Source organism: Janibacter cremeus, assembly GCF_029395675.1.
Taxonomy (GTDB): Bacteria; Actinomycetota; Actinomycetes; order Actinomycetales; family Dermatophilaceae; genus Janibacter; species Janibacter cremeus_A.
In genome coordinates, this window is the sequence record NZ_CP115184.1 from 856,074 (window position 1) to 874,350 (window position 18,277).

Genomic DNA, 18,277 nt, shown 5'->3' on the forward strand with positions numbered 1-18,277 from the left:
TCGGGCCACCACGATGAGCCGGCGTCAGTTCCGGCCCCCACCACGGGCCGGTCAGGGCCCCCCGGACGACACCGGGTGCACGATCCTGCACGTCGACATGGACGCCTTCTTCGCCGGGGCCTCCCTGCTCGCGCGCCCCGACCTCGTCGGGACCCCCGTCATCGTCGGGGGCGGCAACCGCGGTGTCGTCCTCTCCGCGACCTACGAGGCCCGCGCCTTCGGCGTCACCTCCGCCATGCCCATGGGCCGGGCCCGCCGGCTGTGCCCGCAGGCGACCATCCTGCCCCCGGACCACGAGCTCTACGCCCGCATCTCGCGGTCGGTGATGGCGACCTTCACCGACATCACCCCCTCCGTCGAGCCACTCAGCCTCGACGAGGCCTTCCTCGACGTCGCCGGCGCCGTCCGCCTCATGGGCTCGCCGGCGACGATCGCCCAGCGCATCCGCGACACCGTCGCCGACGAGCAGGGGATCACCTGCTCGGTCGGGGTCGCCAGCACCAAGTTCGTCGCCAAGCTCGCCTCGTCCCTGGCCAAGCCGGACGGCCTCCTCGTCATCCCCGCCGCCGAGGTCGTCACCTTCGTCCAGCAGCTGCCGGTGGCCGCCCTGTGGGGTGTGGGCGACAAGACGGAGGAGTCCCTGGCCCGGTTGGGCCTGAAGACGGTGGCCGACATCGCCCACACCCCGCGCGAGACCCTCGTGCGCGCCCTCGGGACCGCGACCGGCACGCACCTGCACGACCTGGCCTGGGGCCGCGACCCCCGGACCGTCGAGCCCGTCCGCCGGGAGCGCAGCATCGGCAACGAGCGCACCTACGGTCACGACGTCGACGACCCGCAGGTCGTCCACCGCACCCTCCTCGCCCTGAGCGAGAAGACCGCGAGCCGGCTGCGGGCCGCCGGCCTGGTCGGCCGGACGGTGAGCATCAAGGTGCGGTTCGCCGACTTCACGACGATCAGCCGCTCCCGCTCCCTTCGTGACCCGACCGACGTCTCCCGGGACATCGCCGCGATGGCCCGGGACCTCTACGACGCCCTCGGGCTGCAACGCGCCCGCATCCGACTCGTCGGCGTGCGCGTCGAGCAGCTGAGCGAGGCGGCGTCCACACCGGTGCAGGTCGCCCTCGACGAGCCGGAGCACGGGTGGCGCGATGCCGACCGGGCGATCGACCGGGCCAGCGCCCGATTCGGGATCGGCAGCGTGCGTCCGGCGAGCCTGCTGCAGGACGGCGACGAACGCCGACGCCACCCACCTACCGCAAGGCCCGGGAGCGACCTAGAATGAACAGACCATGGCGGGGTACCTGTCGTGGCGACACGGGTCGCCGGGCCCGTCGGAAGAAGGCGTAGGGAGGTCACCGTGGCGCTGTCAGAGCGTGAGCGGCAGATGCTCGAGGAGATGGAAGAGGCCATCCGGGCCGAGGACCCTCGCTTCGCGTCGCAGATGAAGGGCCGCAGGACGGGGCCTGGCGGGACCGACCGCCGCCGCGTCGCCATCGGTGCCGTCGGCGCGATCGTCGGTCTGGGGCTGGTCCTGCTGGGGATCAACACGACCTTGTGGATAGGTGTCGCCGGCTTCGTGATCATCGTCGCCGCCGTCGCCTACGCCTTCACCCCCTCGCGCCAGCCGGCCACGCTCGGCGTCGTCGGTGACGACGGTGCGGTGAAGAAGTCACCGCCCAAGTCCAGGTCCAAGCCGGCCTTCGGCCGCGGCGGCGGGCAGGGGCGCTCCGGCAGGCATCCGCGCCACGGGACCTTCATGGAGCGGATGGAGCAGCGCTGGGAGGAGCGTCGGCGTCAGGGCTGGTAGCCGCTGGTCGAGCGACGCATGACGAAGGGGGCCGGTTCGTGTGAACCGGCCCCTTCGTCACGCTCTCGACCGGTGGTCGGTTGGGCAGTGCTGATGAGCCGCACTCAGTGCAGCAGGATCCCGATCGTCCAGCTGATCGCGATGGCCAGGGCCGTCGTCAGCTCGATGCCCATGCTGTGCAGGACCCCGCGCAGGGCCGACTTCGTCGCGGACCAGGCCCGGTCGAGCTGGTGGAAGCGCAGGTACTCCGCCGCGAAGATCCCCGCGACGAAGCCGATCGGCAGGCCGAGCAGCGGGATGACGACGACGCCGACGACGGCGCCGACGACGCCGAGGAGCAGGGTCAGCCCGCCGACGCCCTCACGCTTCATCCGGCGTCCGGGGATGAGCAGCTGCAGGCTGACCCCGGTCAGGTACAGCACGAGGGCCACCCCGAAGGTGAGCCACGCGAGGGTGCCACCGGTGTCGATGGCCCAGAGCAGGACCGCCCCGACGCACAGCAGCAGACCGGGCAGGACCGGCAGCACGATGCCGATGACCCCGACGACGTAGATCGCGACAGCGATCAGCAGGCCGAAGCCGATCGGATCGGGGGCGGCCTGGGCCGCCAGGGTCATCACGAGGTGGTGTGCCGAGCGTCAGCGCTCTTCGACGGGCGCCGACGCCGGGACCTCTTCGAGCCGCGAGGACTCGTCCTCGATCTCGGCGAGGTCCTTCAGTGCAGGGATGTGCTCCCGCCCGTGGTGGGCGCAGAAGAGCAGCTCCCCGCCCGCGTGGAGGCGGGCGCGCACATAGGCCTTGGCGCCGCAGCGGTCGCAGCGGTCGGCTGCGGTCAAGGGGCTGGCCAGGGTCGCGTTCACGTGTGCCTCATTTCCTACGTCTGTAACCGTGGACGTCAGTGCCAACAGTCAAACACGCCGAGGGCTTCCCGCGAAGCACCCGGATCCCACGGCGTGACTGATGACACACAGCCGTGACCTGGCCGACATGGCCAGGGGGCCGGCATCGCGTCCCGACCGGCGCGACACCACGGGCCGGAACCTCCCCGGTCGCGCCCGTGGGGCGGACTACCCTGCGGACAAGACCCCGCCCCGACGAGAAGGACCGGCCCACCTCGTGCCTCCGGCAGCCAGCACCGCCAAGAAGACCGCCAGCAGCAAGTCCGTCAAGGACTACTCGGCGCACCACCTGCAGGTCCTCGAGGGCCTCGAGGCCGTGCGCAAGCGCCCGGGCATGTACATCGGCTCCACCGACCAGCGCGGCCTCATGCACTGCATGTGGGAGATCATCGACAACGCCGTCGACGAGGCCCTCGGTGGCCACGGCGACCGCATCGACATCACCTTGCACGCCGACGGCTCGGTCGAGGTCAGCGACAACGGCCGGGGCATCCCGGTCGACATCGAGCCCCGGACCGGCCTGACCGGCGTCGAGGTGGTCTACACCAAGCTGCACGCGGGCGGGAAGTTCGGCGGCGGCTCCTACACCGCCTCCGGCGGTCTCCACGGCGTCGGCGCGTCGGTCGTCAACGCCCTCGCCGTGCGCCTGGACGTCGAGGTCGACCGGTCCGGCAGGACCTACGCGATGAGCTTCCGCCGGGGTGAGCCGGGCGTCTTCTCCGACGTCGCCGGGGCGAAGGGGGCGAAGTCGCCCGACAACGAGTTCACGCCCTACGAGAAGGGCAGCGAGCTGGAGGTCGTCGGCAAGGCCAAGCGGGGCGTCACCGGCACGCGGGTGCGCTACTGGGCGGACCCGCAGATCTTCCTCAAGGACGCCACCATCGACCTGACCGCGCTGATGGCCCGGGCGCGGCAGACCTCCTTCCTCGTGCCCGGCCTGACCCTCGTCGTGCGCGACGAGCGGGGCGAGGAGCCGGTGGAGGAGGTCTTCCACCACGACGGCGGCATCAGCGAGTTCGTCGAGTTCCTCGCCCCCGACCAGCCGGTGACCGACGTCTGGCGGCTGGAGGGCACCGGGACCTTCACCGAGACCGTCCCGGTCCTCGACAGCAAGGGGCACATGACCCCCACCGAGGTCGAGCGCGAGTGCGGCGTCGACATCGCGCTGCGGTGGGGGACCGGCTACGAGGCCAAGGCCTCCTCCTTCGTCAACATCATCGCCACGCCCAAGGGCGGTACCCACGTCGCCGGTTTCGAGCAGGCGCTGCTCAAGGTCTTCCGCAAGCAGCTCGACCTCAACAGCCGCAAGCTCAAGGTCGGCAACGACAAGGTGGAGAAGGACGACCTCCTCGCGGGCCTGACCGCCGTCGTCACCGTGCGGCTGGCCGAGCCGCAGTTCGAGGGCCAGACCAAGGAGGTCCTCGGCACGAGCGCCGTGCGCTCCATCGTCGCCAAGGTCGTCGAGACCGAGCTGACCTCACGTCTGACCTCGACCAAGCGCGAGGACAAGCAGATGGCCGCCCAGCTGCTGGAGAAGGTCGTCGCCGAGATGAAGTCGCGCATCTCCGCGCGCCAGCACAAGGAGACCCAGCGCCGCAAGAACGCCCTGGAGACCTCGACGCTGCCGCCGAAGCTGCGCGACTGCCGCAGCACGGACGTGGAGGCCACCGAGCTGTTCATCGTCGAGGGCGACTCGGCCATGGGCACGGCCAAGGAGGCCCGCAGCAGCGAGTTCCAGGCGCTGCTGCCCATCCGCGGCAAGATCCTCAACGTCCAGAAGGCCGCGGTCGGGGACATGCTCAAGAACGCCGAGTGCGCCTCGATCATCCAGGTCATCGGCGCCGGCTCGGGCCGCAGCTTCGACCTCGACGCGGCGCGGTACGGCAAGGTCATCATCATGACCGACGCCGATGTCGACGGCGCCCACATCCGCACCTTGCTGCTGACCCTCTTCTTCCGCTACATGCGACCCATGGTCGAGGCCGGCAAGGTCTTCGCCGCCGTGCCGCCGCTGCACCGCATCGAGGTGATCAACCCCGGCTCGAAGAAGAACGAGCTGATCTACACCTACTCCGAGGCGGAGATGCGCAAGAAGCTCGCCGCGCTGAGTGCCAAAGGAAAGAACATCAAGCAGCCGATCCAGCGCTACAAGGGCCTGGGTGAGATGGACGCCGACCAGCTCGCCGAGACGACCATGGACCCGCGGCACCGGATGCTGCGTCGGGTCACGACCGAGGACCTGGAGATCGCCGAGGAGGTCTTCGAGCTGCTCATGGGCAAGAACGTCGACCCCCGCCGCGACTTCATCGTCTCCTCCGCCGACCAGCTGGACCGCGAGCGCATCGACGCCTGACCCTCGGCGCCGGAGAAGTCGCGTCGGCGTGTCGCCCCATCAGCAGTTGCGTCGTGGAAGGATGCGGACCACGGTTGGGGGATCGGTGCGTGACCGCGCACCCGGAGCCAGGGAGGTCGGTCCCATGTCCGAGGTCACTTCGGAGCGTGCCGTCGACGGGGCGGGCGAGCTCAAGCGGGTCATGGGGCCCAAGCTCCTGCTGCTCTTCATCGTCGGTGACATCCTCGGTACCGGTGTCTACGCGCTCACGGGAGAGGTCGCCGGCGAGGTCGGCGGCGCCGCCTGGGCGCCCTTCCTCGTGGCCTTCGCGGTCGCGACGCTGACCGCCTTCTCCTACCTGGAGCTGGTGACGAAGTACCCCGCAGCCGGCGGGGCGGCGACCTTCATCCACAAGGCCTTCGGGATCCACTTCGTGACCTTCATCGTGGCCTTCGCCGTGATGGCCTCGGGCATCACCTCCGCCTCCACCGCGTCGCGGGCCTTCGCCGGCTTCCTCCGGGACGGGCTGCAGGCGAGCTGGGGCGACAGCTCTCCCGCGCTGCTCATCATCGCCCTGGGCTTCATGACCGTGATCGGCCTGATCAACCTGCGTGGTGTCGGTGAGAGCGTCAAGGCCAATGTGGTGCTCACCCTCGTGGAGCTGTCCGGTCTGCTGATGATCATCTTCATCGGTCTGTACGCCATGTTCCAGGGCCGGGCGGACTTCTCCCGGGTCGTCGTCTTCGAGAGCCCCGACGAGAAGGGCACCTTCCTCGCGATCACCACGGCCACGGCGCTGGCGTTCTTCGCGATGATCGGCTTCGAGGACTCGGTCAACATGGCCGAGGAGACCACCAACCCCTCCCGGGACTTCCCGAAGATGATGCTCACCGGCCTCGGTCTCGCTGCCGTGATCTACACGCTCGTCTCGGTCACCGCGGTCGCGCTCGTCCCCGTGGGGGACCTCGTCGGTGGGGAGCGCTCGGCACTGACCCAGGTGGTCGCGGTCGGGGCACCGGACGTGCCGTTCGACCAGATCTTCCCGTGGATCGGGATGTTCGCCGTGGCCAACACGGCGTTGATCAACATGCTCATGGCCTCGCGCCTCGTCTACGGCATGGCCAAGCAGGAGGTGCTCCCGCCCGTGCTCGGACGGGTGCACGCGAGCCGGCGGACGCCGTGGGTGGCCATCATCTTCACCACCCTGGTCTCCTACGCCCTGATCACCTACGTGACCCTCGACAGTGCCTCGGAGGTCGTCGCCCTGCTCGGTGGCACCACCGCGCTGCTCCTGCTGGTCGTCTTCGTCATCGTCAACGCCGCCGTGCTCGTGCTGCGCAAGGACCACGTCGAGCACAAGCACTTCATCGCCCCGTGGGGTCTGCCGATCGTCGCCGCCGTGACCAGCGCCTTCCTCGTCGGCCCGTGGGCCCGCAGCCCCGAGCAGCAGCAGCAGTACGTCATCGCCGGTGGCCTGCTCCTGCTCGGCATCGTCCTGTGGGCGATCACCTGGTTCATCAACCGCGCGGTGTACGCCAAGCGCACCTTCATCCGCGACCCGGAGCACATCGACCACGAGTGACCACCCCCGGGGGCTCACGGTCGCTGGGCGACCTGCGCCCCCGGGACCCCCCCCGAACACCGACTCCACCCGTTGTGGGTCAGAGCGAGCCGATGCCCCCGATGACGGCGCCGGCCGGGACGCCGGAGCCGTCGCGGCGGCCCTCGGGCTCCGGGAGGGTGATCGCGACGCCGTTGGGCTGCGCGGCGCGCGCGCCGGCCCGACCGACCCAGGCGAGCAGCAGTGCGTCCTCCCCCTTGAGGAAGCGGTGGGCGCGCACGCCGCCGGTGGCACGGCCCTTGCGCGGGTACTCGGCGAAGGGGGTGGCCTTCCACGCGCCGGCATCGGTGCCGGGCAGCGAGTCGCTGGACCCGGAGACGGTGACGACGATGTTGTCGAGCGACGGGTCGACGGCGCCGAAGAAGACGACCGAGGCGCCGTCCGTCAGGCGCACGCCCGCGACGCCCCCGCCCGAGCGCCCCTGGGGGCGCACGTCCGCGGCGGGGAAGTGCAGCAGGCTCGCCTGGGAGGTGACGAAGACCAGCTCCTCCTCGCCCGTCGCCAGCTCGACCGCACCGACGACGTGGTCGCCGTCCTTGAGCGAGATGCACTCCCAGGAGTGGCCCTTGGGGTACTCGGTCGTGACCCGCTTGACGACACCGTGGGCGGTGCCCAGGGCCAGGCCGGGGGAGTCCGGGGAGAGGCTGGTCAGGGTCAGCGCCCGCTCGTCACCGGGCAGGTCGACGTAGGCCGCCAGCGGGGCACCACCGGAGAGGGTGGGCGCGCCGTTGGAGGGCGGCAGCGTCGGCAGCTCCAGCGCGCCCAGCCGCACCATCCGGCCCGCGGAGGTGACCACGGCGACCTCACCGCGCGCGGTGGTGCGCACCGCCGCCACGACCGCGTCGTGCTTGGCACGCGCGCCCTCCCGGCTGAGCGGCTCGTCGTCGCTGGTGCGGGCGAGCAGGCCGGTGCTCGACAGCAGCACCCAGCACGGGTCGTCGGCGACCTCGAGCGGGGTGCTGGCGGTGGCCGGGGCACCGGCGGACTCGAGCAGGACCGTGCGGCGCGGGTCGCCGTGCTTCTTGGCGACGTCGGCCAGCTCGCTGGAGATCAGCCTGGTCAGCACCTTCTCGTCGCCGAGGATCTCCTCGAGCTCGGCGATGGCGGCCCGCAGCTCCTCCTGCTCCTTCTCCAGCTCGATGCGGGAGAACTTCGTCAGCCGCCGCAGCTGCAGGTCGAGGATGTAGGTCGCCTGCGGCTCCGAGAGGTCGAAGACGCTGCGCAGGCGCTCCCGGGCCGTCGTCGCGTCGTCGCTGGAGCGGATGACCTGGATGACCTCGTCGATGTCGAGGATCGCGACGAGGAGCCCCTCGACGAGGTGCAGTCGCTCGCGCCGCTTGGCCAGCCTGTGCTCCGTGCGGCGCAGCACGACCTGCCGACGGAAGTCGACGTAGACGGTGAGCAGCTCCTTCAGGCCCATCGTCCGCGGCCGGCCGTCGACGAGTGCGACGTTGTTGATGGAGAAGGAGTCCTCCATCGGCGTGAGCTTGTAGAGCTTCTCGAGCACGGCCTCGGGGTTGAAGCCGTTCTTGATCTCGATGACCAGCTGCATGCCCGAGGAGCGGTCCGTGAGGTCCTTGACGTCGGCGATGCCCTGCAGCTTCTTGGACTGGACGGCGTCCTTGATCTTCTCGATGACCTTCTCGGGGCCGATGAGGTAGGGCAGCTCGGTGACGATGATGCCCTGGCGGCGCGGCGAGACCTTCTCGATCCGGGTCGTCGCCCGGGTGCGGAAGCTCCCGCGCCCGGTGAGGTAGGCGTCACGGATCCCCTCGAGCCCGACGATGCGGCCACCGCCGGGCAGGTCGGGCCCCGGCACGAACTTCATCAGGTCGTCCAGGCTGGCGTCGGGGTGGACCAGCAGGTGTCGCGCCGCGCCGATGACCTCGACCAGGTTGTGCGGCGGCATGTTCGTCGCCATGCCCACGGCGATGCCGGTGGTGCCGTTGACCAGCAGGTTGGGGTAGGCCGAGGGGAGGACGTCCGGCTGGAGGAGCTGGTCGTCGTAGTTGGGGACGAAGGGGACCGTGTCCTCGTCCAGACCGGTGACCATGAGCAGGGCGGCCGGGGCCATCCGGGCCTCGGTGTACCGGCTGGCGGCCGGCCCGTCGTCGAGGGAGCCGAAGTTGCCGTGCCCGTCGACGAGCGGCACCCGCATCGAGAACGGCTGGGCCAGGCGCACGAGCGCGTCATAGATCGCCGAGTCCCCGTGCGGGTGGTACTTGCCCATGACCTCACCGACGACGCGGGAGGACTTGACGTGACCGCGCTCGGGCCGCAGACCCATCTCGCTCATGGCGTAGAGGATCCGGCGGTGGACCGGCTTGAGCCCGTCGCGGGCGTCCGGCAGGGCGCGCGCGTGGATGACCGAGTAGCTGTACTCGAGGAAGGCGTTGCGCATCTCGTCCGCGACGTCGATGTCGACGATCCGCTCGGGGACCTCGGGTCGGGGGGCGGGCGCGGATCGGCGGGCCATGCTGGCAGTGGACTCCTGGTCAGGGACGGGGTGACGACCTTCCCATCCTCACCCCTGCGGGCCCGCGAGGGTGGTTGCGACACACATCCGGGCGCGGACGCCCCCGTCTGGCAGGATTGACGACATGACGCAGCTCCCACCGGGATACCCGGTGCTGGCGGAGGCCGACGTCGTCCTGCGGGACGGCTCGGTCTGCAGGTTGCGACCGATCAAGCCCTCGGACGCCGATGCGATCCGCCGGTTCCACGCCGGCCAGTCCGACGAGTCGATCTACCTGCGCTTCTTCGCCCCGATGCGCAACCTCAGCGACCGGGACATCAAGCGCTTCACGGAGGTCGACTACCACGACCGGATGGCGTTGGTCGCGACGATCCGCGACGAGATCATCGGCATCGGCCGCTACGACCGGGTCACCGAGCACAGCGCCGAGGTCGCCTTCAACATCTCCGACCACTACCACGGCAAGGGCGTCGGGTCGGTCCTGCTCGAGCACCTCGCCGCGCTCGCCTACCACCGGGACATCGAGGCCTTCGAGGCGGAGGTGCTCCCGCACAACCGCAAGATGCTCTCGGTCTTCGCCGACGCCGGCTACCAGGTCAGCCGGCACATCGAGGACGGCATCGTCTCGCTGCACTTCGACATCGAGCCGACGGCGGAGTCGCTGTCGGTGCGCTTCGCCCGCGAGCACCGCGCGGAGTCGCAGAGCGTGCGCGCGATGCTCCATCCCGCCTCGGTCGCCGTCATCGGCGCCAGCCGTCGCGAGCGCGCGATCGGCCACCAGGTCCTCAAGCACATCCTCGTCGGCGAGTTCACGGGTGAGGTGCACGCCGTCAACCCCAACGCCGACACCGTCCTGGGCGTGGACGCGGTGCGCTCGATCACCGACCTGCCCGACGGCGCGGAGCTCGCGGTCGTCGCCATCCCGGCGGAGGAGGTCCTCCCGGTCGTCGCCGAGTGCGCCGCCGCCGGGGTGAAGACGCTGCTGATCATCTCCTCGGGCTTCGCCGAGGTCGGGGAGGAGGGGACCCGGCTGCAGCAGGAGGTCCTGCGGCTGGCCCGCTCGCACGGGATGCGCGTCGTCGGCCCCAACTCCTTCGGCCTGATCAACAACGACCCCTCGGTCAGCCTCAACGCGACCCTCGCCACGACGATCCCGCACCCGGGGCACCTCGGGCTGTTCTCGCAGAGCGGTGCCCTGGCGATCGCGAACCTCGACTCGGCCGCCCGCCGCAACCTGGGGATCTCGGTCTTCGCCTCCGCGGGCAACCGGGTCGACGTCTCCGGCAACGACCTGATGCAGTACTGGGTCGACGACGAGCGCACCCACGCCGTCGGGCTGTACCTGGAGTCCATGGGCAACCCGCGCAAGTTCTCCCGGATCGCCCGCCACCTGGCCGCCAACAAGCCGGTCATCGTCGTCAAGGCATCCTCCGCGAGCTACGGCGTGCCGCCCGGTCACCGCGTGCGCCAGCCGAAGGTCAAGCCGCACGCCTACACCGCCATGCTCGACCAGGCGGGTGTCATCCGCTGCGAGAACGTCCACCAGATGTTCGACGTGGCCCAGCTGCTCGTCCACCAGCCGTTGCCCAGGGGGCGGCGCGTCGCGGTCGTCGGCAACTCCAGCCAGCTGGCCGCCCTCTCCGCGGACAACGCGACCTCCCGTGGCCTCGAGGTCGTGCACGGACCCACGGCCGTGCGCACCGAGGCCACCGCCCAGGAGTTCCGTGAGGCCGTCGACGCCGCCTTCGACGACCCCGAGGTGGACTCGGTGATCACCTGCTTCATCCCTCCCGTCGGCGCCCTCGACCAGGAGGTGGTCGACGCCCTTCGCCATGCGGCCTCGCACTCCGACAAGCCGTGCGTCGCCACCCTGCTCGGGATGCGCGGCGTCGACACCGGCAGCGAGAACGCCTACTTCGCCCACGAGTGGGGCGAGGTCGCGGAGGGCCAGCCACGTCAGGCCATCCCGCTGTACCCGATGCCCGAGGAGGCCATCCGCGCCCTCGCCGCGGCCACCAACTACGGGCAGTGGCGCACCAAGGACAAGGGCGAGACCGTCGTGCGCGACGGCATCGACCGCTGGGCGGTGCGCGCGCTGCTCGACCGGGTCCTCGAGGAGGACCCCGAGGGACGGGCGCTGACCAGCGGCGAGGCGCAGGAGCTGCTCGCGGGCTACGGCATCCCGGTGTGGCCGCGGCACGAGGTGGCTTCCGCGGACGAGGCGGTCGCCGCGGCCGAGGCCGTCGGCTACCCCGTCGTGGTCAAGTCCCTCTCGCCGCTCGTGCGTGGCCAGGCCGTGCTCGAGGGCATCCGGGTGGACCTGCACGACGAGGCCTCCGTGCGGGCGGCCTTCGAGACGATGGACCGGCGCCTGGCGCCGATGGACGCCAACTACTTCGTCGTGCAGCGGATGGCCGGCCCAGGTGTCTCCACCGTGCTCTCGACCGTCGAGGACCCGCTCTTCGGGCCCGTGGTCTCGTTCAGCATCGCGGGGGCACCGACGACGATGCTCGACGACGTCGCCTACCGGATCCCGCCCCTGACCGACATCGACGTCAGCGAGCTCATCGACGAGATCAAGTCGGCCCCGCTGCTGCACGGCCACCGCGGGTCGACGCCGGTCGACCGGGCCGCGTTGGAGGACATCCTCGGTCGCCTGTCGTTGATGTCGGACGACTTCCTCGAGCTGTCCTCCGTCGAGCTCAACCCCGTCATCGCGCACCCGGACGGGGCGACGGTGCTCGGGGCGGAGATCCTCATCGCGCCCGCCCAGCGGCGGACCGACCCCGGCGCTCGGAGCCTGACCTGACGCTGGGGCACAATGGCCGTCATGTCCGTTCCAGCCGATCTCACGGCGATCACCCTTCCTGACGCCCTCACCGCCGACATCGAGCGCGCGGGGTACTACCCGGCCCTCGTGGCCGACGTCGTCAAGGCCGCGGTCGGCACCGAGGAGGTGCGCAGCCACCTCGTCCACCAGGAGACGACCTTCGACCAGGACGCGGTGCGCCGCCACATCACGGTCTTCGTGCGCACGGACACCCGCCTCGTCATCGCGCACGCCGACGACTTCGTCGACCACGCCGTCACCGACTCCTCGCGGGAGGTGGCCACGGCGACGACCGAGTGCATCCCGCTGTCCGCCGTGCGCGGGGTGATGCTCACCCACGTCACCGACAACCCCTCGCAGTACGTCCCCGGTTCCCTCGGCCGCGAGATGACCCTGACGATCGGGTGGGGAGCGGTCAGCCGGATCGACCTGCTGCCCGGGCAGTGCTCCGACCCCGAGTGCGACGGGGGCGACCACGGCTACGAGGGCACCGTGGCGGCCGACGACATCGGTCTGCGCATCAGCGCCGAGGCCGAGGGGCGGGTGGCCCTGGACCAGGCGATCGAGTTCGCCCGCGACCTCTCCTCGAGCATCGGGCACTGAGCCGCCGATGGGCCACCACGGCGCGCAGCCCGTCCCGCTCCTGCCGACGACCCCACGACTGGACCGGGTGCTCCCGTCCGTCGCCGCGAGCCTGGGCGTCCCCGGCCTGGCGAAGGGGGGAGACCGCCTCCTCGCGCCGGCCCGCCGGAGCGTGGTCGTGCTCGTCGACGGGCTCGGTGCCGAGCTGCTGGCCCGCCGGGGCGGGCACGCCCCCTTCCTCCGCCGCCTGCTGCAGGACCCGCAGCGAGCGGTTCGGCTGGACTGCGGGTTCCCCTCGACGACAGCGACCTCGATGGGCAGCTTCGGTACCGGCACGCTCACCGGGGTGCACGGGCTCGTCGGCTACGAGGCCTACGACCCCGGGAGCGACACGGTCTTCAACGAGCTGTCCTGGGAGGACGGCCCCGACCCGTACCGGTGGCAGCCGCACCCGACGGTCTTCGAGGCCGCGCTCGACGCCGGGGTCGCCGTCACCCGCATCGGGCCGGGCTACTTCGACGGCTCGGGGCTGACCAATGCCGCCCTGCGGGGTGGGGGCTTCGTCGCGGCGCGGTCCCTGGCCGAGCGCGTCGACGCGACGGTCACCGCGGTCCGGGCGATGCCGCGCTCGCTCGTCTACCTCTACTGGGGCGATGTCGACAAGGTTGGCCACGTCCACGGCAGCGACTCGTGGCAGTGGGGCGAGGAGCTGGAGGAGGTCGACGCGCAGCTGGCCCGACTGGCGGGTCTGCTGCCGCCGGACACCTCGCTGCACATCACGGCCGACCACGGCATGGTCGACGTGCCCCTGGACGCCCGCCCGGACATCGCCGAGGAACCCGATCTGGACGCCGGGTTGCGGCACGTCTCCGGCGAGCCGCGGTGCCTGCAGCTGCACGTGCAGGAGGGCGCGGTCGAGGACGTGCTCTCCGCGTGGCGCTCACGCCTGGGTGACGACGCGTACGTCATCGCGGGGGAGGAGGCCGTCGAGGCCGGCTGGTTCGGCCCGGTGACCGACGAGGTGCGCCCGCGCATCGGTGACGTCATCGCCGCCATGACCGGGCCGGTCGCGGTCGTCGACTCCCGCCGCCACCGTCCGCTGCTGCGGAGCCTGCTCGGGGTCCACGGCTCGATCACCGCCGACGAGGTCGCCATCCCGTGGCTGGAGCTCCCGGCACGGGAGTCCTGACATGGCGCAGCTGTGCTTCTTCGCCGGGACGATGGACTGCGGCAAGTCGACCCTGGCCCTCCAGATGGACCACAACCACCGGGCCCGTGGTCTGGCGGGCGTGATCTTCACCCGGCTGGACCGCTCGGGCGAGGCCCGGCTCTCCTCGCGACTGGGCCTGTCCACCGATGCGGTCGAGGTGGGGGAGGACCTCGACTTCTGGGAGACCGTCGTCGGCCAGCTGACCGCCGGGGCACGCGTGGACTACCTCGTCTGCGACGAGGCGCAGTTCTACACCCCCGAGCAGGTCGAGCAGCTCGCCCGGATCGTCGACGAGCTGGACATCGAGGTCTTCGCGTTCGGCATCACCAGCGACTTCCGCACCGAGCTCTTCCCCGGCAGCCGGCGACTCATCGAGCTCGCCGACAGCACCCAGGTGCTGCAGGTGCCGGCGCTGTGCTGGTGCGGCCGCCGGGCCACGCACAACGCCCGGGTCGTCGACGGCGTCATGGTGGTCGAGGGCGAGCAGGTCGTCGTCGGGGACACCACCGAGGCGCCCGAGGAGGGCGAGGTCGAGTACGAGGTGCTCTGCCGTCGCCACCACATGCGCCGGATGAACTCCACCGCCGCCCACGCCGCGGCGGTCTCGGCCGACGTGCTGCCCTTCGACCTCGACGCCTGCCCGGTCCCGCCCCCGGCCTGAGCGATCGGCCGGGCCACCGGTGCGAAGGGGGGCGCGCCCCCGGCGTCCTCAGTCCCGGGTGGTCCCGAACATCACGTCGTCCCAGCTCGGCACACTCGCGCGGCCCTTGCGGCCCCGGCCGCGGCCGGACTTCGACTTCCTGTCCGACGAGCGGTCGGAGTCGCTCTCCTGCGCGGACTCGTCGGGCGACTCCCCGTCCGCGTCCTCCTGGTCCGCCTCGTCCCGAGCTGCCTCGTCCGACGAGCCGCCGTCACCGGGGGACGCGTCCGCGGTGGTCCCGGGCTGCGTGCGCGGTGCCTGCGCCTCGTCACCACCGGTCTCCGGGGCGGGGGCGGGCGCTTCCGTGGCCTCGGCCTCCGCAGTCGCCGCCTCGGGCATCGCGTCCTCCTGCGGAGCCTCCGCGGAGGCCGCGGTCGGTGCCGTGGGGGTGGGCTCCTCGGTCTCCGCGGGCTCGTCGGCATCCTGTGTCGTCGGGGCCTCCCGGGCCGGCGTGGACGCGGCCTCGTGCTCGGCCGGGACGTCCTTCGCGTGCGGCCCGCGAGCGGCGGGCGGGCGCTCGTCGCCCGTGTCGAAGGGCAGGGAGTCGTCGGGCGCCGCCGGGTCCGCGCCGCGGTGGCGTCGACGACCGCCACGACGGCGGCCACGGGCGCCGGAGTGCTCACGCATGGAGGCGATCAGCTCGTCGGGGTCGGCTCGGTGGGCGCGCTCGGCCCGGGACTCCTCCACCTCGACGTCGAAGACCGCGGTCGGTCGGTGCACGGACGAGGGGACCGGACCGGCCGGTGCGTCGGCCTCGGAGAGCCACTTCGCCTCGTCGTTCTTGGCGACGACGCTCATCCCGGGCACGTCGAACCACCACGTGGCGTTGCGCTCACGGCCACCGGCGACGAAGGTGGCGGAGACGGTCCACTGCCCGTCCTCGCCGCGTCGCGCGTCCCACTGCACCGACGAGCTCTCGACCCCGCGACCGGCGAACCGCGCCCGGGCCCGATCGCCCAGCGTCTCCTGGTCGCCGGACTGGGTGGTGCCGCGCATCCGCACGGCCCGGGCACGCTCGGCCACGTGCTCGCGCTCGGCGAGCACCGGGCCCTCGAAGCGGGCGATCTTGTCCAGGTCCCAGCCGGTGCGCGCGGAGACCTCGTCGGCGGTCGCGCCGGCGCGGATCATCGCCTGCACCTCGCGCGGACGCACGTTGTTGTCGATGGCGATCTGGAGCTGGCCCAGACGCGGACGGTCCCGCCGGGCGGCGGCGCGCAGGGGCTCGTCGATGCGCAGGCGGTACTCCTCGCCGGTGGCGTCGTCGATCACCACGAGGTGCTCGCCGTCATCGTGCACCCCGATGAGTCGCAGGTCGCGCATCAAGATCCCTCTCGTCAGTCGTCCTCCCACGACTCTGCCACCTGTCGCGCCCGATCCGGGAATGCACACGCCGCGGGGATATCTTGTGTCCATGCCCACCCCGGATGATGCGCACGCCCTCCACCCCTACGACGCGGTCCTCGTGCAGTCCTTCGGGGGGCCCGAGGGGCCCGACGACGTCCTGCCCTTCCTCCGGCGGGTCACCGCCGGCCGCGGGGTGCCCGACGAGCGCCTCGCCGAGGTGGGGGAGCACTACGACCGGGTCGGTGGCGTGAGCCCGCTGCCGGCCCTCAACCGGCGCCTCGTGGCGCACCTGTCGGCCGAGCTCGAGGACCGGGGCCACCCCCTTCCCGTGGTGCTGGGCAACCGCAACTCCGCCCCCTTCGTCCGGGACGCCCTGGGCGAGCTCGCCGCGAAGGGGGCCGGCCGGGTCGTCGTCATCGCCACGAGCGCCTGGCGCAGCTACTCCTCGTGCCGCCAGTACCGCGAAGACCTCGCGCGCGCGGCCGCGGACTTCCCCGGTCTGGCGCTGGACAAGGTGCGTCCCTTCGGCGAGCACCCCGGCTTCGCCGGCATCTTCGCCCGCGACACCCTCGCCGCTGCCCGTGAGGCCGTGGGTCGGGTCGGCGCGGAGCACGTCGCGCTGCTCTTCGTCACCCACTCCATCCCCGACGCGATGGACGAGACCTCCGGGCCGGGCGACGGGGAGGGCCGGGCCTACTCGTCCGACCAGGCCGAGACGGCCGCCGCGATCCTCGGGGAGGTCGACACCGTGCTCGGCACGGACCTGCCGGGCGGGCTGGCCTTCTGCTCCCGCTCGGGCTCCCCGCACACGCCGTGGCTGGAGCCGGACGTCAACGACCGGATCCGTGAGCTCGTGGGCGAGGGGATCAAGCACGTCGTGGTCGTCCCCCTCGGCTTCGTCTCCGACCACATGGAGGTCGTCCACGACCTCGACGTCGAGGCGGCGGAGACCGCCGCCGAGGTCGGGATCGGCATGACGAGGGTGACGACACCGGGCGCGGACCCGGCCTTCGTGGCCGGGCTGGCCGACCTGCTGCTCGAGCGCGCGGCGGAGGCGCGCGGCGAGGGGCCCGTGCGTGCCACCTGGCGCGACCTCGACTCCCACCCGTCGGTGTGCCCGGTCGGGTGCTGCCCCAACCTGCGCACCGCCGAGCCGGCGCTGTGCGGGCGGGACTGAGCATGGAGGTGTCCGTGCCGGCCACGGTCGACCCGCTGGTCCTGCGCGAGGTCGCCGAGCAGGTCGCCCTCGAGGCCGGACGGCTCATCGTGCAGGAGCGCCCGCGCGACCTCGGTGTGGCCGAGACCAAGACCTCGGCCACCGACGTCGTCACGGTCATGGACCAGCGCAGCCAGGACCTGCTGCTCACCCGCCTGGGTGAGCTGCGCCCCGACGACGGCTTCCACGGCGAGGAGCGCGGCGGTCGGGTCGGCACCTCGGGCGTCTCGTGGGTCGTCGACCCCATCGACGGCACCGTGAACTACCTCTACGGGATCCCGGCCTACGCCGTCTCGGTCGCGGCCGTCGTCGGCGACCCCACGACCCCGGGGGCATGGCGCCCCGTCGCGGGAGCGGTGGTCAACCCGCTGACGGGGGAGTGCTTCAGCGCCGCCCTCGGCGCCGGCGCGCACCGTGCCGTGGGCTCCGGTCCGCGGCGTGCCCTGCGGGTCGCCGATGCCCCGCTCGGGCTCTCCCTGTGCGGGACCGGCTTCGGCTACGACCCCGACCGGCGGCGCTGGCAGGGCGAGGTCCTCGCCCGGGTCGTGCCCGAGGTGCGGGACATCCGGCGCATCGGCAGCGCGGCGCTGGACCTCTGCCGGATCGCCGACGGCAGCCTCGACGTCTACTACGAGCGCGGTCTCAACCCGTGGGACATGGCCGCCGGGTGGTTGGTCGCCACCGAGGCCGGAGGACTGGTCACCGACCTCGACGGCGGACACCCGAGCACGGCGATGACCATCGCCGGGGGACCCGGCAACCACGCCGACCTGCGGGCCCTCCTGACCCGGGTCGTGGCCCGGGTCGGCCCGGAGAAGGACCACTGAGCGGTTCAGGGTGGCGCCAGCGGGGTAGATGGGGCACAATCCGGCGCGCCGGGCACAAATTCAGCAGTTGCTGCGTTGACAACGGCGCACCACAGTTCCAGCCCTGCTAGCCCCCAAGGAATCAGGAGAAATGGCGACCGACTACGACGCTCCGCGCAAGTCCGACGACGATCTGTCGGAGGATTCGATCGAGGAGCTCAAGACCCGACGCGGAGACGCGAGCTCGTCCAATGTCGACGTCGACGAGACGGAGATGGCCGAAGGCTTCGAGCTGCCGGGGGCCGACCTCTCCGGTGAGGAGATGTCGGTGCGGGTCGTCCCGCGCCAGGCAGACGAGTTCACGTGCACGAGCTGTTTCCTCGTGCACCACCGCAGCCAGCTGGCCGAGGACGGGAAGAACGGACCGGTCTGCACCGAGTGTGCTGCCTGA

The 18,277-nt window shown here is 71.7% G+C and carries 15 protein-coding genes; 11 read left to right on the forward strand and 4 right to left on the reverse strand.

Features of this window, described 5'->3' with window-relative positions:
• Positions 1 to 13 precede the first annotated feature (13 nt).
• Complete coding sequence (gene dinB / locus O9K63_RS03920; RefSeq protein ID WP_277240736.1) at positions 14 to 1,285, forward strand: DNA polymerase IV; 1,272 nt, start codon at positions 14 to 16, stop codon at positions 1,283 to 1,285.
• A 75-nt stretch (positions 1,286 to 1,360) separates the two neighbouring features.
• Positions 1,361 to 1,810 (forward strand): DUF3040 domain-containing protein, encoded by a 450-nt coding sequence (locus tag O9K63_RS03925; protein ID WP_277240738.1) that lies wholly within the window; start codon positions 1,361 to 1,363, stop codon positions 1,808 to 1,810.
• Positions 1,811 to 1,914: 104 nt separating this feature from the next.
• Here the strand turns inward: O9K63_RS03925 and O9K63_RS03930 are convergent, their stop codons facing one another.
• Both O9K63_RS03930 and O9K63_RS03935 read right to left on the reverse strand, forming a co-directional pair.
• Complete coding sequence (locus O9K63_RS03930; RefSeq protein WP_277240739.1) at positions 1,915 to 2,427, reverse strand: DUF456 domain-containing protein; 513 nt, start codon at positions 2,425 to 2,427, stop codon at positions 1,915 to 1,917.
• A 21-nt stretch (positions 2,428 to 2,448) separates the two neighbouring features.
• The gene (locus O9K63_RS03935; RefSeq protein ID WP_185989800.1) at positions 2,449 to 2,670 is read right to left on the reverse strand and encodes a DUF7455 domain-containing protein; all 222 of its coding nucleotides are present in this window, start codon (positions 2,668 to 2,670) and stop codon (positions 2,449 to 2,451) included.
• A 100-nt stretch (positions 2,671 to 2,770) separates the two neighbouring features.
• Between O9K63_RS03935 and O9K63_RS03940 the strand changes: the two genes are divergently transcribed.
• Both O9K63_RS03940 and O9K63_RS03945 read left to right on the forward strand, forming a co-directional pair.
• A complete protein-coding gene (locus tag O9K63_RS03940) occupies positions 2,771 to 5,062 on the forward strand; it encodes a DNA gyrase/topoisomerase IV subunit B (protein WP_277240742.1) in 2,292 nt (763 codons plus the stop codon).
• A 124-nt stretch (positions 5,063 to 5,186) separates the two neighbouring features.
• On the forward strand, positions 5,187 to 6,623 hold the full coding sequence (locus O9K63_RS03945; protein WP_277240744.1) for an APC family permease: 1,437 nt from the start codon (positions 5,187 to 5,189) through the stop codon (positions 6,621 to 6,623).
• Between the two features lie 79 nt (positions 6,624 to 6,702).
• On the opposite strand, the gene O9K63_RS03950 is transcribed toward O9K63_RS03945, so the two are convergent.
• Positions 6,703 to 9,138, reverse strand: a complete 2,436-nt coding sequence (locus tag O9K63_RS03950) for a DNA gyrase/topoisomerase IV subunit A (RefSeq protein WP_277240746.1) — start codon at positions 9,136 to 9,138, stop codon at positions 6,703 to 6,705.
• Between the two features lie 124 nt (positions 9,139 to 9,262).
• Here O9K63_RS03950 and O9K63_RS03955 point away from each other — a divergent pair, with 124 nt between their 5' ends.
• Genes O9K63_RS03955 through O9K63_RS03970 form a run of 4 tightly spaced genes read left to right on the forward strand, consistent with a single transcriptional unit; the run spans position 9,263 to position 14,421 of the window.
• Positions 9,263 to 11,947 carry a bifunctional GNAT family N-acetyltransferase/acetate--CoA ligase family protein gene (locus O9K63_RS03955; RefSeq protein WP_277240748.1) on the forward strand — a complete coding sequence of 895 codons (2,685 nt, stop codon included), beginning with the start codon at positions 9,263 to 9,265 and terminating at the stop codon, positions 11,945 to 11,947.
• Between the two features lie 12 nt (positions 11,948 to 11,959).
• A complete protein-coding gene (locus tag O9K63_RS03960; protein ID WP_277240750.1) occupies positions 11,960 to 12,571 on the forward strand; it encodes a DUF5998 family protein in 612 nt (203 codons plus the stop codon).
• 7 nt (positions 12,572 to 12,578) lie between these two features.
• Positions 12,579 to 13,739, forward strand: coding sequence for an alkaline phosphatase family protein (locus O9K63_RS03965; protein WP_277240752.1), 1,161 nt, complete (start codon positions 12,579 to 12,581; stop codon positions 13,737 to 13,739).
• Position 13,740: 1 nt separating this feature from the next.
• The gene (locus tag O9K63_RS03970; RefSeq protein WP_277240754.1) at positions 13,741 to 14,421 is read left to right on the forward strand and encodes a thymidine kinase; all 681 of its coding nucleotides are present in this window, start codon (positions 13,741 to 13,743) and stop codon (positions 14,419 to 14,421) included.
• 48 nt (positions 14,422 to 14,469) lie between these two features.
• Here the strand turns inward: O9K63_RS03970 and sepH are convergent, their stop codons facing one another.
• Complete coding sequence (sepH, locus tag O9K63_RS03975; RefSeq protein WP_277240757.1) at positions 14,470 to 15,780, reverse strand: septation protein SepH; 1,311 nt, start codon at positions 15,778 to 15,780, stop codon at positions 14,470 to 14,472.
• Between the two features lie 91 nt (positions 15,781 to 15,871).
• On the opposite strand from sepH, the gene O9K63_RS03980 reads away from it, so the two are divergent.
• The 3 genes from O9K63_RS03980 to O9K63_RS03990 all read left to right on the forward strand — a co-directional run bounded on the left by O9K63_RS03980 (position 15,872) and on the right by O9K63_RS03990 (position 18,277).
• Entirely contained in the window at positions 15,872 to 16,981 is a 1,110-nt protein-coding gene (locus tag O9K63_RS03980) for a ferrochelatase (RefSeq protein ID WP_277240759.1), read from the forward strand.
• 2 nt (positions 16,982 to 16,983) lie between these two features.
• The gene (locus O9K63_RS03985) at positions 16,984 to 17,847 is read left to right on the forward strand and encodes an inositol monophosphatase family protein (RefSeq protein ID WP_277240761.1); all 864 of its coding nucleotides are present in this window, start codon (positions 16,984 to 16,986) and stop codon (positions 17,845 to 17,847) included.
• 130 nt (positions 17,848 to 17,977) lie between these two features.
• Positions 17,978 to 18,277, forward strand: coding sequence for a DUF4193 domain-containing protein (locus O9K63_RS03990; RefSeq protein WP_185989791.1), 300 nt, complete (start codon positions 17,978 to 17,980; stop codon positions 18,275 to 18,277).